Annotated in this window: 14 protein-coding genes; 7 read left to right on the top strand and 7 right to left on the bottom strand. The window is 71.8% G+C overall.

The window, feature by feature from the left end; all coding sequences use genetic code 11:
- Window positions 1-1,962: ATP-dependent DNA helicase (locus GUY59_RS29135; protein ID WP_161714752.1), on the bottom strand; the 1,962-nt coding region annotated here is incomplete at its 3' end.
- A gap of 229 nt (window positions 1,963-2,191) precedes the next feature.
- Here GUY59_RS29135 and GUY59_RS29130 point away from each other — a divergent pair.
- On the top strand, window positions 2,192-3,292 hold the full coding sequence (locus tag GUY59_RS29130; RefSeq protein WP_161714751.1) for a hypothetical protein: 1,101 nt from the start codon (window positions 2,192-2,194) through the stop codon (window positions 3,290-3,292).
- A 284-nt stretch (window positions 3,293-3,576) separates the two neighbouring features.
- Complete coding sequence (locus GUY59_RS29125) at window positions 3,577-5,154, top strand: Na+/H+ antiporter (RefSeq protein WP_330849228.1); 1,578 nt, start codon at window positions 3,577-3,579, stop codon at window positions 5,152-5,154.
- Here GUY59_RS29125 and GUY59_RS29120 read toward each other — a convergent pair.
- The 6 genes from GUY59_RS29120 to GUY59_RS29095 form a co-directional block, all read right to left on the bottom strand.
- Entirely contained in the window at window positions 5,151-5,408 is a 258-nt protein-coding gene (locus GUY59_RS29120; protein ID WP_138204509.1) for a ubiquitin carboxyl-terminal hydrolase 14, read from the bottom strand. The genes GUY59_RS29125 and GUY59_RS29120 overlap by 4 nt on opposite strands.
- A gap of 53 nt (window positions 5,409-5,461) precedes the next feature.
- Complete coding sequence (locus GUY59_RS29115) at window positions 5,462-5,773, bottom strand: hypothetical protein (RefSeq protein ID WP_138204507.1); 312 nt, start codon at window positions 5,771-5,773, stop codon at window positions 5,462-5,464.
- A 374-nt stretch (window positions 5,774-6,147) separates the two neighbouring features.
- Window positions 6,148-8,310, bottom strand: a complete 2,163-nt coding sequence (locus tag GUY59_RS29110; RefSeq protein ID WP_138204505.1) for a transglycosylase domain-containing protein — start codon at window positions 8,308-8,310, stop codon at window positions 6,148-6,150.
- Window positions 8,310-9,218 (bottom strand): class A beta-lactamase, encoded by a 909-nt coding sequence (bla, locus tag GUY59_RS29105; protein ID WP_138204503.1) that lies wholly within the window; start codon window positions 9,216-9,218, stop codon window positions 8,310-8,312. Before bla ends, GUY59_RS29110 begins: the two co-directional genes overlap by 1 nt.
- Window positions 9,219-9,314: 96 nt before the next feature.
- On the bottom strand, window positions 9,315-10,526 hold the full coding sequence (locus GUY59_RS29100; protein WP_138204501.1) for an MFS transporter: 1,212 nt from the start codon (window positions 10,524-10,526) through the stop codon (window positions 9,315-9,317).
- Window positions 10,519-11,106, bottom strand: coding sequence for a helix-turn-helix domain-containing protein (locus GUY59_RS29095; RefSeq protein ID WP_138204499.1), 588 nt, complete (start codon window positions 11,104-11,106; stop codon window positions 10,519-10,521). Before GUY59_RS29095 ends, GUY59_RS29100 begins: the two co-directional genes overlap by 8 nt.
- A gap of 130 nt (window positions 11,107-11,236) precedes the next feature.
- Here GUY59_RS29095 and GUY59_RS29090 point away from each other — a divergent pair, with 130 nt between their 5' ends.
- From GUY59_RS29090 to GUY59_RS29070, 5 genes are all read left to right on the top strand, one after another.
- Entirely contained in the window at window positions 11,237-12,229 is a 993-nt protein-coding gene (locus GUY59_RS29090) for an alpha/beta fold hydrolase (protein ID WP_138204497.1), read from the top strand.
- A 99-nt stretch (window positions 12,230-12,328) separates the two neighbouring features.
- Window positions 12,329-12,718 (top strand): hypothetical protein, encoded by a 390-nt coding sequence (locus GUY59_RS29085; RefSeq protein WP_138204495.1) that lies wholly within the window; start codon window positions 12,329-12,331, stop codon window positions 12,716-12,718.
- A gap of 65 nt (window positions 12,719-12,783) precedes the next feature.
- On the top strand, window positions 12,784-13,110 hold the full coding sequence (locus tag GUY59_RS29080) for a YidH family protein (protein WP_132339240.1): 327 nt from the start codon (window positions 12,784-12,786) through the stop codon (window positions 13,108-13,110).
- 8 nt (window positions 13,111-13,118) lie between these two features.
- The gene (locus GUY59_RS29075) at window positions 13,119-13,469 is read left to right on the top strand and encodes a DUF202 domain-containing protein (RefSeq protein WP_132339242.1); all 351 of its coding nucleotides are present in this window, start codon (window positions 13,119-13,121) and stop codon (window positions 13,467-13,469) included.
- Between the two features lie 60 nt (window positions 13,470-13,529).
- Complete coding sequence (locus GUY59_RS29070) at window positions 13,530-13,844, top strand: hypothetical protein (protein WP_138204493.1); 315 nt, start codon at window positions 13,530-13,532, stop codon at window positions 13,842-13,844.
- Window positions 13,845-13,862: the final 18 nt, after the last annotated feature.

Genomic DNA, 13,862 nt, shown 5'->3' with positions numbered 1-13,862 from the left:
CCTGGGGATGGCGGGGTCTGTGGTGCGCCAGAACGGGGGGAGGGAGCCCAGGAGGAAGCTGCTGTAGCGGGCCGTGGCCAGGCGGGGGTCGAGGACCGCGATCACGCCCCTGTCGTTCTGGGCGCGCAGCAGGCGGCCGGCGCCCTGGGCCAGCAGCAGGGCGGCGTGGTTGGCCGCGACCGCCATGAACCCGTTGCCGCCCTTGGCCGCCACGTGGCGCTGCCGGGCCGAGGTCAGCGGGTCGTCGGGGCGCGGGAACGGCACCCGGTCGATGATTACCAGCCGTAGCGACGGGCCCGGGACGTCGACGCCCTGCCACAGCGACAACGTCCCGAACAGGCACGTCGGCTCGTCGTCGGCGAACTGCTTGACCAGCAGCATCGTGGAGTCGTCGCCCTGGCACAGCAGCGGCACGTCCAGCCGCTCGCGCAGCGCCTCGGTGGCCGCCTTGGCCGCCCGCATCGACGAGAACAACCCCAGCGTGCGGCCCCCGGCCGCCTCGATCAGCTCGGCGATCTCGTCGAGGTAGGCCTGCGGCAGGCCGTCGCGTCCCGGCTGGGGGAGGTGTTTGGCGACGTACAGGATGCCCGCGCGCGGATGGTCGAACGGCGAGCCGACGTCGATGCCCTGCCAGCTCTTGCCCTCGCCCAGCCCCCACTGCGCGGCCAGCGAGTCGAACGTGCCCCCGAGCGCCAGCGTGGCGGACGTGAGCACGACCGTGCGCTCCCCGAACAGCTTGTCGCGCAGCATGCCGCTGACGCTTAGCGGCGCGACCCGGAGCATCGGCGGCCGGCGGTCGGTGCCGGAGTCGAGCCAGACCACCTCGGCCCGGTCGGCTTCGGAGGCGTGCCCGTACGCCTCCAGCATGCGCACCGCCGTGTCGTGCACCTCGTCGAGTGCCGTGAACGCGGCCTTGCGCTGCCCCGCCTTGTCGGGATCGTCCTTGTCGGCGTTGCGCGGGCCGAGCGCGGTGATGCATCGCCAGGCCGTGTCGCGTACCAGTGCCAGCGTCAGCCCGAGCACCTCGGGCAGCTCGTCGATGCGCCCGGGTGGCGCGGCGGCCAGCAGCGCCTTGAGGTCTTCGCCGGCCTCCATCAGCTGGTCGGCGATCGGCTGCTCGATCAGCCGGCCGACCCGCCGGACCGCCAGCATCACGGAGGCGTCGGACAGCTCGCTGGTGACCACCGACGTCACCCGGTCGACCAGCTCGTGGGCCTCGTCGACGACGACGACCTCGTGCTCGGGCAGCACCGGCAGCTCGCCCATGGCGTCGATGGCGAGCAGCGCGTGGTTGGTCACCACCACGTCGACCTCGCCCGCCCGCGCCCTGGCCAGCTCGGCGAAGCACTCGGCGCCGCTCGGGCAGCGGTTGGCGCCGAGGCACTCCTGCGCGCTCACGGAGAACTGCCGCCACGCCTGCTCGCTCACGCCGGGGACCAGCTCGTCGCGGTCGCCGGTCTCGGTTTCCTCGGCCCACTCCTGGATGCGCTGCACCATGCGGCCGGTGGCGCTCACCTCGCGCGGGTCGAAGAGCTGGTCCTGCTCGTCCTCCTCGGGCCAGCCCGCCGTCGCCTTGTAGCGGCACAGATAGTTACGGCGGCCCTTGAGGATGGCGAACGTCGGCTCGTGCGGCAGCTCCTTGCCCAGCGCCTCGGACAGCCTCGGCAGGTCGCGGTCGACGAGCTGGCGTTGCAGCGCGATCGTGGCCGTGGAGATCACGACCGGCTTCTCGCTGTCCATCGCGTGGCGGATCGAGGGCACGAGGTAGGCCACTGACTTGCCGGTGCCCGTGCCCGCCTGGACCGCCAAGTGCGCCTTGTCGTCGAGGGCCTTCCGCACGGCTTGGACCATGGTGACCTGGCCCTGCCGTTCGCTCCCTCCGAGAGCGTTGACCGCGATGCTGAGCAGTTCGTCCACTGACGGGAGATGCGAGTCCGGCACGGCAGTAAACGCTACCCGCATTCCGGGGTCGCCGCGCCGAACGCGGTGTGATCGGCCAGACGCATCCCGGCATTCCTGAATCGGCGCGACGGCACGCATGGCACACTGGTCGATCGGGACTCAAGCTGGTACTGGAAAGTCTCCACCGTGCGTGACCAGAGGAAGTCCCGGTGTAGGTGGGAAGACCGGTCCCGTAGGGTTTTCCGGGTTGAGTGGACGAATAAAGGCTGGTTAAAGCAATATGTCCTCCATGTCGGAAGTTGTCCCCTTGCCGTCGTTCGGCGAAGTCTTCTTCGATGCGCGAGGTCAGGAACGGTGTCTCCGCGTCACGTGGCATGAGGGCACGCTGGTGCTCAGCCTCTGGCGCGGCGAAATGTGCACGGCGAGCTTCCGCATGCCCATGGAGGACGTCGGGCGGCTGCTCGACACCCTTGATGACGGCTACGCCGAGGCCACGGGCGAGCAGCCGGCCGTGCCCGCCCAGGAGCCGGGCACCGAAACCATCCCCGGCACCGGCCAATACCACCGGCCGCCCCAGCACGCTCAGCAACCGCCGCAGCAGCCGCAGCCGGACGACCGGCCCACGGCGGCGCTGTCGCCCAACGACGTGCTCGTGGCCAGGGGCGCGCCGCCGGCCCCCCAGGACAAGCTGGTGGCCTCGTACGGTGGGAGCGCGGCGCCGAAAGACCAGCGCACCTCCGCCTACGGCGACAGCGCGGCCCAGCAGCACGCCCCCGCCTACGGCGAGAGGGCCCCCTTCACCGGCCCTCAATACGTCGACCAGACCGGCCCGCAGCAGGCCTACACCGGCGACCCGTTCAGCGGCCCCCAGTACACCGCCGACCCGATGAGCGGGCCTCATTACGTCCAGCCGCAGGCCGAACCCTTCACCGGCCCCCAGTACGTGGACGAACCCGTCTACCAGCTGCCCGGTGACCAGCGGCCCAAGGCGCCCGTCAACACCGACCCGCTGGGTTTCCCCTCGCAGGCCGCCGACCCCTACCAGCCGGCCCAGCAGCACCGGCCAGACCCCTACCCGTCGGACCCGTACCCGTCCGACCCCTACGGACGCCGCTCCGACACCTACCCCCAGCCCCAGCCGAGCACGGCCGGGCTGGGCACACCCATGCACGGCATCCCGGGGGCGGGCCGCCCCCGCCCGGCCCCGCAGCAGCGTCAGGCGCCCGCCCGCCAGAACCCCGTGGACCCGCTGATGGCCATGGGCCGCGACGATCACGGCGATCCCGAGATGACCCGCCCGTACGTCGGGGATCCCATGTTCTCCACGGGCGAGCGCCTGCGCCCGGAGCAGCCGGACTACCACGAGAGAAGCGACCGCAGGGAGTGGTGACGGCCGTCCGCCGGCCACTCCGCGAACCGTCGTCCCCGCGCATGTGACTGTTCCGCCGCGCGGACTTTCCGCGCGTCTCCTTTCCGCGCCACCGCGTGCTCCGCGCAGGCCACGCGGTCCTTGTTCGCGGTGCGGGGTGTCGTGGTCGTGCCGCGGTGGGGTGTGTGTGCGTCCGTGTCCGCCGTTCGGGCCGTGCGCGCCGGGAAGGGCCGCTGAGCGCTGGGCACTCTCCCCTCGTGGGTACGCTCACGGCGGGGTGATCGGGCCGAGGGGGAGGAGCGCCGGTGGATCCCACCATGGGCCTGCAACTGCTGCTGGTGGCCGGGGGCGCGGTCGTGATCTCGGCCGTGGCGCGGCGCCGGGGATGGCCGGCGCCGCTGCTGCTGGTCGCTGCCGGGTTGCTGGTGTCGCCGCTGGTGCCCGCCGTGCCGCTGGACCCGGATCTGGCGTTGTTCGTGTTCCTGCCGCCGCTGCTCTACTCCGCCGCGCTCGACAGTTCCTATCTGCGGCTGCGCGAGGTCAGGCGGCCCGTGGGGCTGCTGTCGGTCGGGCTGGTGGTGTTCACCGCCGCCGTGGTGGGGCTGGTCGTCCACCTGATGCTGCCGGGGCTGCCGCCGGCGCTGGCGTTCGCGCTGGGCGCCATCGTCGCCCCGCCCGACGCGGTGGCGGCCGTCGCGGTCGGGCGGCGGCTCGGCCTGCCGCGCCGTACGCTGACGATCCTCGTCGGTGAGAGCCTGTTCAACGACGCCACCGCGCTGACGCTCTACCGGGTGGCCATCGGGGCGGCCGTGGGCGGTTCCGTGGACCTGGCCGAGGGTGCGGGCCTGTTCCTGCTCGCCGCGGCGGGCGGCGTGGCGGTCGGGCTGGCGCTGGCCTGCGGACTGTCGTGGGTGTTCGAGCGGACGCGCGACTCGCTGGTTGAGAACGCGCTGATGTTGCTGATCCCGTTCGCCGCCTACCTCGCGGCGGAGTTTGTGGAGGCCTCCGGTGTGATCGCGGTCGTCATCGTCGGCCTTCATCTGGGGCATCGGATGCACCTGCGCGGGTTCGGGACGCGGCTGGTGTCCGGCGCCGTGTGGAAGGTGACCGCCTTCCTGCTCGAGGCGATCGTGTTCGCGCTGATCGGGCTGCAACTGGAGACCGTGGCCGAGGGGCTCACCGGCGTCAGCCCGTGGCGGATGGCCGGCTACGCGGCCGCGGTGCTGGCGGTGACGATCGCCGCCAGGTTCGTGTGGTTGTTCGCGGTGACGTCCCTGGTCGGCCTGCTGCGCAGGGGCGAGCGGCCGCCCTCGCGGCGGCAGGTGACGCTGCTCGGGTGGGCGGGCATGCGGGGTGTGGTGTCACTCGCGGCGGCGTACGCCGTCCCGCCGGAGGTGTCCGAGCGCGACCGCGCGATGGTGCTCTTCCTGACGTTCACCACCGTGATCGGCACTCTCCTGATCCAGGGCACCACGTTCCCCGCGCTGATCAGGCGGCTCCGCGTGTCGAGCGACCAGGAGGAGTACGAGGACCGTCTGGCCGCGGCGGCGGCCCAGCAGGCGGCATTGGAGGAGGGGCTGGCGGAGCTGGATCGGCTGATCGCCGGGCAGGACGAGCCCGACGAGATCGAGCAACAGGTCATCGACCAGCTGAGGGAGAAGGTGTGGCGCCGGTCGTTGTCGGCGTGGGAGCGCCTGGGCGGCGGCACGGGCCAGGACGGCGCGGAGACCCCCAGCGCGCTGTATCGGCGTCTGCGCCGCGAGATGCTGCAGGCCGAGCGCCGGGTGTTCGTACGCCTGCGCGACGAACGCCGCCTCGAGGACGAGGTGCTGCGCGACCTGATGGCGCAACTCGACCTCGAAGAGGCGATGCTGGAGCGCTAACCCATCCGGCTGTCCACGAAGCACCAGCGCCACTGCTCGCCGGGTTCGTAGGACTGCATCACGGGATGGCCGGTGGCGTGGAAGTGCGCGGTGGCGTGTTTGGCCGGCGAGGAGTCGCAGCAGCCGATGTGACCGCACTCCAGGCAGCGCCGCAGGTGCACCCACCGGCCTCCGCCGGCCAGGCACTCCTCGCAACCCTCCGGTGTCCTCGCCGCGGGGTCGCCGACCTGGGAGAGGTGTTCGCACGTGGCCATGCGGCCATCCTATGACCCGCTCGGCCGCCGGGCTCCCGCAGGGCGGCCTCCGCTCACGTGCCGCGGTGGCCGTCCCGCCGCTCGACCTTCTTGGGCGTGGAGCCCGGTGCGGTGTCGCAGACGTAGTGCTCCCGCGTGGTGCCCTTCCCCCACAGGAACACGAACCTCTGACCGTCGGAGGAGATCACCATGACCTCGTTCCGGTGGTCGTTCTCGGGAACCACGGGGGCTCCAGGCTTGGCGCCGGGCGCGAGGCCGAGCGCGCCGAACCTGTCCTCCGCGTCGCACAACACTGTGTCGTCGTCGATCCATCCGTCGCCGCAGGGGACGGATCTGCCCTTGTGGTCCAGGAGGGCCGGGGTCACGACCTGGCCCTCGGCAGGGCCTCCAGGACCTGCCCGCGCGGGTCCGCCTCCGCGGAACAGGCGGCGAGGCCTGCCGTCGGGATCAGAGAGAGAAGGGTCGCCGTTGCCCGTGGCGAGTCGATCATGGCGTGTGCTTCTGTCAGAGTCCGGCCACATCGGTACCAAGGGCTTTGGCGTCCGGTCACCTCATCATGTTGCGGATGAATCCGAACACTCGAATCACCCGTCACAGGGGCATATTTGACCGAATAGTCCGTAATCCGCTATTAAATCCTGGTCGCTGTCGAATGTCGCAAATGTTCTGCGGAGGGGCCGCGCCGGCGGCGAACGGCAGGTCGCACGACCCGGTCATGCCTGCCCGGCGCGGCTCCCGATCATCGTCCCGGGGCGTCCCCGGGTTCCGCCCGGTCCCGCGTCCCCGGGGCTTCGCGGTCCCGCCGCTCCTGGTCCGCGGTGCCAGGTCGCTCAGGGCGGCAGAGCGCGCCGCAACCGCCGAACCGGTCCCGGTCCATCGGCGTGAACGACGTCGGCGCCACCCGCTTCAGCGCCGCGGCCATCGTGTCCCGCCAGATGGGGCCGGGCACGCTCGCCCCCTGCACCGCGCCGTGGTAACGGCCGCCGAGCCGCACCCCGACCAGCTTGTGCCGCTGGGAGCCGCGCGGGTCGCCCACGCTCACCGCGCCCGCCAGGTCGGGGGTGAACCCGGCGAACCACGCCGCCGCGTAGTCGTCGGTGGTGCCGGTCTTGCCCGCCGCGTCCCGGCCGATGCCGCCGACACCGCTCATCGTTCCCTTGGTGAACACGCCCGACAACACCGCCGAGGCCGCGTCCGCGACGGCGGGGTCGAGGACCTGGCGGCATTTCGGCCGGTAACGGATGGTCCTGCCGTTCCCGTCGGTGACACGGGTGATCGCCATCGGCGCGCAGTAGCGGCCGCGCGCCCCGATCGCCGCGTACGCGTTCGCCACGGTCACGGGGTCCATCTCGTTGATGCCGAGCGTGAACGTCTCGTACTCCTGCAGCTTCTTCCCGTCCGCGCGGCGGATGCCCAGCGACTTGGCCATCGTGACCGTCTCGCAGAGCCCGACCCGCTGCTCCAGCTCCATGAAGAAGGTGTTGACGGAGCCCCACGTGCCGGTGCGGAGCGTCTTCCAGCCCGGCGAGCCCTCGTCGTTGGTGACCGTGTGCGCGGGGTCGCCGACGTTCTCGCCCGCGCAGTTCCTGAACGCGGCGTACCCCGGCGCGCGGTATCCGGCGCCCGCCTTGAGGCCGTCGTCCACCTTCATGCCCTGCTTCAACGCGGCGAGCAGGGTGAACGTCTTGAACGTGGAGCCCGCCTGGAACCCGGCCCCGCCGCCGTGCGCGGCGTCCGCGACGACGTTGTACGAGATCTCGTTCCTGTCGGCGCCGCGGCCGTAGCGCCTGCTGGCGGCCATCGCCCTGATCGCGCCGGTGCCCGGCTGGACCAGGGCCTCGGCGGCCACGGCGTGGTCCGAGGGCCTGACCCACCTCTTGATCGCCCGGTCGGCGGCGGCCTGCGCGGCCGGGTCGATCGTGGTCGTGATGGTCAGGCCGCCGCGGTTGAGCCTGGCCAGGCGGGCCTCGGCGGTCGGGCCGAAAGCGGGGTCGCTGAGAATCTCGTGCCTCACGTAAAGGCAGAAGTACGGATATTTGCTGGATTCGCAGCCCCCGGGGAGTTTGGTGCCCTTGTACCCGAGCGCGGTGGCACGGGCCTTCGCCGCCTCGGCCGGGGTGATCCTGCCCAGTTCGGCCATCCGGCTCAGCACGACGTCACGCCGCGCCCGCAGCCGCTCGCGCTGCGCCCGGCCCAGGTTGGGGTCGGTGGCGTTGGGATCCTGCACGGCCCCGGCCAGCGTCGCCGCCTGGGGCAGGGTCAGCTCGGAGGCCTTGACGCCGAAGAAACGTTCGGCCGCCGCCTCGACGCCGTAGGCGCCGGCGCCGAAATACGCGATGTTCAAATATTTCTCGAGGATCTGGTCCTTGGTGTATTTCTTCTCGACGCCCATGGCGTACCGCAGCTCGCTGAGCTTGCGCGCGTAGCTGGCCTCCACCGCCGCGCTGCGCTCCTCGTCGCTGCCGGCCGAGGTGAGCAGCACCTGCTTGACGTACTGCTGGGTGATGCTCGACCCGCCCTGGCTGACTCTGCCCGCCCGCAGGTTCGCGGCCAGCGCCCGCAGCGTGCCCTCCACGTCGATCGCGCCGTGCTCGTAGAAGCGGTAGTCCTCGATCGAGACGATCGCGGTCTTCATCACGCCGGCGATCTCGTCGAAGCCGACGATCTCGCGATACTCCTCGTAAAAACGCGCGATCTCCTTCCCCTTGACGTCCTGCACGATCGTGACCTCGGCCGGCGGCGGCTCGACCAGGTCGGCGGGCTCGAGGTTCACCCCGTCGGCCGCCGCCACGAACCCGAAGCCCGCGCCGCCCACGGCGGGCAGCGCGATCCCCGCGACCAGCACGCCCGCCGCCGCCCCCACGGCGGCGAGGCGGACGACCTGCGTCCCCCGGCGTGTCATCAGAGCCTGCCGAGCCCGCGGGCCAGGACTTCGGCGGTCTTCGCGATCGTCTTGTCGTCGGCGGCCAGGCCGGGCCTGCGGTTGGTGTAGATGGCCATGATGATGGGGGCGGCGGCCCTCTTCGGCCAGATGACGGCGATGTCGTTCCCGCCTCCGAACCCGTCGGAGTTGGTGCCGGTCTTGTCGCCGATCAACCAGGTCTTCGGCAGGCCGGCGCGGATGCGGGCGTCACCGGTCTTGTTCGCGATCAGCCAGGCGTTGAGCCGGGCGCGGTCCTTGGCGTTGAGCGCCTTGCCGTACGTGACGGCGCGCAGGTCGCGCGCGATGGACGACGGGGTGGTGGTGTCGCGCCGGCTCTTGGGCGTCCAGTCGTTGAGCTCGGTCTCCCAGCGGTCGAGGCGCGAGACCCGGTCCTTCAGCGACCGGAAGTACCGGGTCAGCCCGGCCGGTCCGCCGATCTGCTTGAGGATCAGGTTGCCCGCGGTGTTGTCGCTCATCGTGATGGCGGCGTGGCAGAGCCCGGCCACGGTCATGCCGTCCTTGACGTGCTTTTCCGTGACGGGGGAGTAGTCCACCAGGTCGCGGGCCGTCCACCGGACCCGCTTGTTCATCAGCCCCGGCTGGGAGGTGCGGGCCTTGTGCAGCACGGCCGCGCACGCCATCGCCTTGAACGTGGACAACAGCGGGAACCGCTCGTCCGATCGGTACGCGATCGTCCTGCCGTTGGCGGTGTCGATCGCGTACGCGCCGATGCGTCCCTTGAACGAGGTCTCCAGCGCCCGCAGCTCCTTCGTGGCCCGGGCCTGCCCGGACACGACCGTCGTGGCCGAGGCCGTGCCGGTGACGAGACCGCACCCCAGGAAAGTGATCGTCAGAGCGGTCGCCGTCGCCGCCCGGAGGTGTCGCATGTCGAATCCTTCGCCGTTGTCCGTCAGAGGGCAGGAGCAAAGCAGATGCGATCAGAGGATGTCTAATAGCGATATCGCGAAGGATTCGATATCCGATCACGCATGACGCCAGGTCAGCAGCACCATGCCGCCGGCGGCGACCAGCCCGAGCGCGTGCAGGCACAACGTCGGGACGATGCCGAGCACGCCGCCGAGCACCCCCGCCGCCGCCATGCCGGCCAGCGCCGTGGCCGCCTGGGCGCTGCCCAGCAGGCCGATGACGCCGCCGCGGCGATCGTCGGCGGTGACGGTCTGGGCCAGGGTGGTGAAGCCCGCCATCGCGGCCGCGGCGGGCACGCCCGCCAGCACGATCAGCACGAGCGCGGGCCCCAGCGCGGGTAGGGCGAGCGGGTAGGCGAACAACGCCAGGTCGGCCGCCCCGAACACGATCGTCCCCCAGCCCAGCAGCGCCCGCGGGCTCGCCCCGCCAGGGCGGGCGGCGACGACCAGCCCGCCGAGCAGCCCGCCGACCGCCTGCACCGACAGGAACAGCCCGTACGCGTCACCGCCGCCGCCCAGGACGTCCGCGACGAAGGGCGCGGCCAGCGTGGCGAAGATCCCCTCACCCAGCCCCGTGATCACCATGTACGCCACCAGCACGCGCACACCCGTGTGGCCCAGGGCCAGGCGGAGCCCCGAGATCCACTGCCCGCCCGCCGACATCGACGACGCGGGCCTGCCCGGCGCGCGCACCGCCGCCTGCAGGCCCGCTGAGACGACGAAGCTCGCGACGTCGACGAGCACGACCGCGGGCAGCCCGCCCGCGCTGACGGCGACGCCGCCCAGCAGGGCTCCGAGCAGGCGGGCCAGCTGCCCGCTCTGCCCGTGCAGGGCGTTGGCGCGCACGAGCTGCGAGTCGGCCACGACCTGCGGGAGCAGCGCCTTCTGCGCGGGAACGAGCACCGTGCTGAGCACGCCCGTCCACAGCGCGACGGCGTACACGATCCACATCTGGGCCGGGTCGCGCACGGCCAGCAGCGGCAGCAGCCCGAGCGCGAGCAGCAGGTCGGTGACGACCAGCAGCCGGCGGCGGTCCCAGCGGTCGGCCAGCATCCCGGCCACCGACCCGAGCAGTACGTCGGGCAGCCGGGAGACCACCAGCATGATCGCGGTGGACAGCGTCGAGCCGGTGAGCTGGTAGACGTGGAAGGCGAGGCCGGCGCTGATCGCCCAGTCGCCGGTCTGCGAGATCAGGCCGGCGGCGAGCAGGCGCCGGTAGTCGCGGTTGCCGCGCAGAGGCGCCGGCGCCCCGGCCGGCGCCTCAGCCACCGGAGCCGGTGGGCGGCAGCGGAACCAGCACCTGCGTCAGGAGCACGGGCCTGGCGCCGTCGGGTTGCGCGGCCGGGTCGCCGACGCGGGCGATCAGCGGCTCCAGCAGCTCCGCGATGGCCGCGCCGAGCGCCGCGACCTCGTCGGGCGTGGCGTGGAGGTAGCAATTGCTGATCCCGCCGGCCGAACGCCACGGCTCCGGCTCGTCGCGCCGCCGCTCGCCCCATTCGGCCAGCCGTGCCAGCGCCCGTTCCGCCATGACCTGCTCCAGCAGGCTCCTGGCGGCCGAGTGCTCGGGCCTGCCCGCGCCGTCGTCCCACTCCTGGACGCGCTCGGTCACCTTCCACGGCCGCTCGCGCTCGTCGCGGGCCTCGGCCTGTTCCACGAAGCCGTACCTGGCGAGCTGCCGCAGGTGGTAAGAGGCCAGCGCCTGGCTGATGCCGGCCTCGCGCGCGGCCTCGGCGGCGGTCATCGCGCCGGCCCGCATCAGCAGCTCGTGCAGCGCCAGCCGCACGGGATGAGCGAAGGCCCGCATGGCCGCCGGGTCGTCGAGCCGCCGGCGCGATGATTCCAAAGACATGCTTGGAATCTTGCGATCCTGGTGCCCGCATGTCAAGGGCTTCTTTGGGGTTGCCGGAACGGCAACCCGGTGTGCGAGCCACGCACCGTGGCCTGCATGATGCGAAGGACACGCCCCGACTGGAGGACGCATGCCACAGCCCGATCACCCCTCGTTCTCGCCCGCCGACGTGCGCCACCGGCTGGTGGAGACGCCCGGCGGCCGCATCCACGTGGCGGAGCAGGGCGACGGCCCCCTGGTCCTGCTCGTCCACGGCTTCCCCGAGTCGTGGTATTCGTGGCGCCACCAGTTGCCCGCTCTGGCCGCGGCGGGCTTTCGCGCGGCGGCCATCGACGTACGCGGCTACGGCCGCTCGTCCAAGCCCGCGCAGACGCACGCGTACCGCATGCTCGACCACGTCGCCGACAACGTCGCCGTCGTGCGCGCGCTCGGCGAACGGTCAGCGGTGGTCGCGGGCCACGACTGGGGTGCGCCGATCGCCGCCAACAGCGCGCTGCTCAGGCCGGACCTGTTCACCGCGGTGGCCCTGTTCAGCGTCCCGTACTCGCCGCGCGGGCCCGGACGGCCCACCGACACCTTTGCCCGGCTGGGCGGGGAGGAGGAGTTCTACGTCAGCTACTTCCAGCGGCCCGGGCGGGCCGAGGCGGAGATCGAACCCGACGTCCGCGGCTGGCTTTCGGGCATCTACGCGGCGCTCTCGGCCGGCACGATGTCCGCGGCGGGCATCTCCACCGTCCCCGAGGGCGGCCGGCTCTCCGACCGTTTCCCCGAGCGCGGGTTGCCGTCCTGGCTCACCGAGGCGGATCTCGACGTCTACGCGGGCGAGTTCGAGCGGACCGGGCTGACCGGCGCGCTCAACCGCTACCGCAACGTCGACCGCGACTGGGAGGACCTCGCCGCGTGGGACGGCGTCGCGGTCACCCAGCCCTCGTTGTTCGTCGGAGGCGCGCTCGACCCGACCACGACCTGGTTGGCCGGCGCCATCAAGGCGTTCCCGCGGACGTTGCCGGGCCTGACCGCCTCCCACATCCTCGACGGCTGCGGCCACTGGATCCAGCAGGAGCGTCCCGATGAGGTCAACCGCCTGCTGATCGGCTGGCTCGAAGGCCTCGCCACCGGGTGACCCGTCTTTCCGCAGGCGAGATCGCCGATTTCGGACGCTTCTACAATCCGAAAAGCAGTGGTCACGCGGTGTGGTCTCTCGTTGGGTAGGGTCGGGAACATGCGCCACCTCAAGAGCCGGTTCCTGCCCCTTGCCGCTTTCGCCGTGTGCGTCTTCGTCGCCGGGTGCGGCGGGGTCAACGACACCATCGACAGGGCACAGGCGTGCCTGGAGGCGCCGAAGATCGTCACTGATCTGGGCGCGCAGATCGCCAAGCTGACCAATGACCCCCAAGCCATGGACAAGGCGCTCGACGACGCTGCGACCAAGCTCAACGACGTGGCCGACCAGGCCGCCAACACGACGCTCAAGGAGGCCACCGACGACCTGGCCGCGACCCTGAGCGGCATCAACGTCAACAACGCCAACGACGCCGTCGACGCGGTGCAGAAGGTCGGCACCGACTCGGCCGCCTATCTGGAGAAGGTCGCCCAGGCCTGCACCGGCTGAGCCTCCGGACAGAAAGGGCAATCCCGACTTCTCTAGGGGAAAAGTAGACGAACTACCGTCTTCTTATGGAACCCGACCCGCGTTTCACCTTGGCCAACGAACGCACCTTCCTCACCTGGCTGAGCACGGCGCTGGCGCTCAGCGCGGGCGGGGTGGCCATGGCGGCGGTGCCGGACGACATGTTCGTGCCCTGGATCCGCACCGCCCTCGCCATCATGCTCGTCACCCTCTCCGCCCTGGCCGCGGGCCTGGCCTACCCGCGCTGGCGCAACATCCAGCGCGCCCTGCGCGAGCAGGCGCCGCTGCCTCCCCCCGCGCTCGCGGCCGTCTTCGGCTACGGCGTCGCCGCCGTGGCCGTGATCGCCCTCGTCCTCATCGTCCTGTCCATCTGAGGCCGCGGGTGAAGAGGGACGCGCCGGCGCCTGACGAGGAGATCTGGGACCGAGGGCTGCAGAGTGAGCGCACCCGGCTGGCCTGGGTGCGCACGGCCGTGGCCCTCGCGACCGGCGGGCTCGGCGCGGCCGGCCTGTCCGCCAGGCACGACCTGCCCCTCTTCGCCGCCACGGGCTTCGCCCTGGCCGCCCTCTGTGGCGCCCTGCTGCTGATCAGGACGAGGGCCCGGTTCCGCCGGGTGCAGGCCGCCCTGCACGGCGGCCGGCCCCTGGACTCCCGGCTGGACGCGATCTTCGCCTGGCTCGGCACGCTCAGCCTGGTCGCGGGCGCCGTGACCTTCGTGCTCACGGCCAGGTAGGCCGGGGTTGCGATCCGCCACGAGACGGGCGGACACTCGAAAGCGAGGGGGGTGACCTCGTTGAACGAAGAACTCAGGACCGTGCCCTTCGAATGCCGCCGCTGCTGGCATGTCTGGGAGGAGCAGTATCTGGTCAGGCGCGTCGACGACCGTCACGGCAACGACAGGGAGGTGTGGCTGCGCGACGGCCTTCCCGCCCTCCCGCCGGGGCCCGGCGTGATCTGCCCGCGCTGCGGGTGCCAGGAGTCCACCAGGTTCCCGGACGGCTATCTGTCACGCCATCCGGAGCTCATCCCAGCGGCCGAACCCGGCGTGCCCGACCCGACACCGCTGCTCAGCCCGGTGCAGCGGCCGAAGTATCGACACCTTACGTAACGATTGGTGAGCATTCCG

Origin of the sequence: Nonomuraea sp. K271 (assembly GCF_009908215.1) — a bacterium.
GTDB lineage: Bacteria > Actinomycetota > Actinomycetes > Streptosporangiales > Streptosporangiaceae > Nonomuraea > Nonomuraea longispora.
The sequence above is the reverse complement of the archived record's forward strand: the minus strand, read 5'-3'. Positions and strand labels throughout refer to the sequence as shown.

What these genes read in the sequence shown, in the direction of transcription:
- GUY59_RS29130 (WP_161714751.1), top strand. Translation starts at nt 2,192, where the DNA reads ATGTCGGAAGTTGTCCCCTTGCCGTCGTTCGGCGAAGTCTTCTTCGAT.
- GUY59_RS29120 (WP_138204509.1), bottom strand. Translation starts at nt 5,408, where the DNA reads ATGGCCACGTGCGAACACCTCTCCCAGGTCGGCGACCCCGCGGCGAGG.
- GUY59_RS29110 (WP_138204505.1), bottom strand. Translation starts at nt 8,310, where the DNA reads ATGACACGCCGGGGGACGCAGGTCGTCCGCCTCGCCGCCGTGGGGGCG.
- bla (WP_138204503.1), bottom strand. Translation starts at nt 9,218, where the DNA reads ATGCGACACCTCCGGGCGGCGACGGCGACCGCTCTGACGATCACTTTC.
- GUY59_RS29095 (WP_138204499.1), bottom strand. Translation starts at nt 11,106, where the DNA reads ATGTCTTTGGAATCATCGCGCCGGCGGCTCGACGACCCGGCGGCCATG.
- GUY59_RS29090 (WP_138204497.1), top strand. Translation starts at nt 11,237, where the DNA reads ATGCCACAGCCCGATCACCCCTCGTTCTCGCCCGCCGACGTGCGCCAC.
- GUY59_RS29085 (WP_138204495.1), top strand. Translation starts at nt 12,329, where the DNA reads ATGCGCCACCTCAAGAGCCGGTTCCTGCCCCTTGCCGCTTTCGCCGTG.
- GUY59_RS29080 (WP_132339240.1), top strand. Translation starts at nt 12,784, where the DNA reads ATGGAACCCGACCCGCGTTTCACCTTGGCCAACGAACGCACCTTCCTC.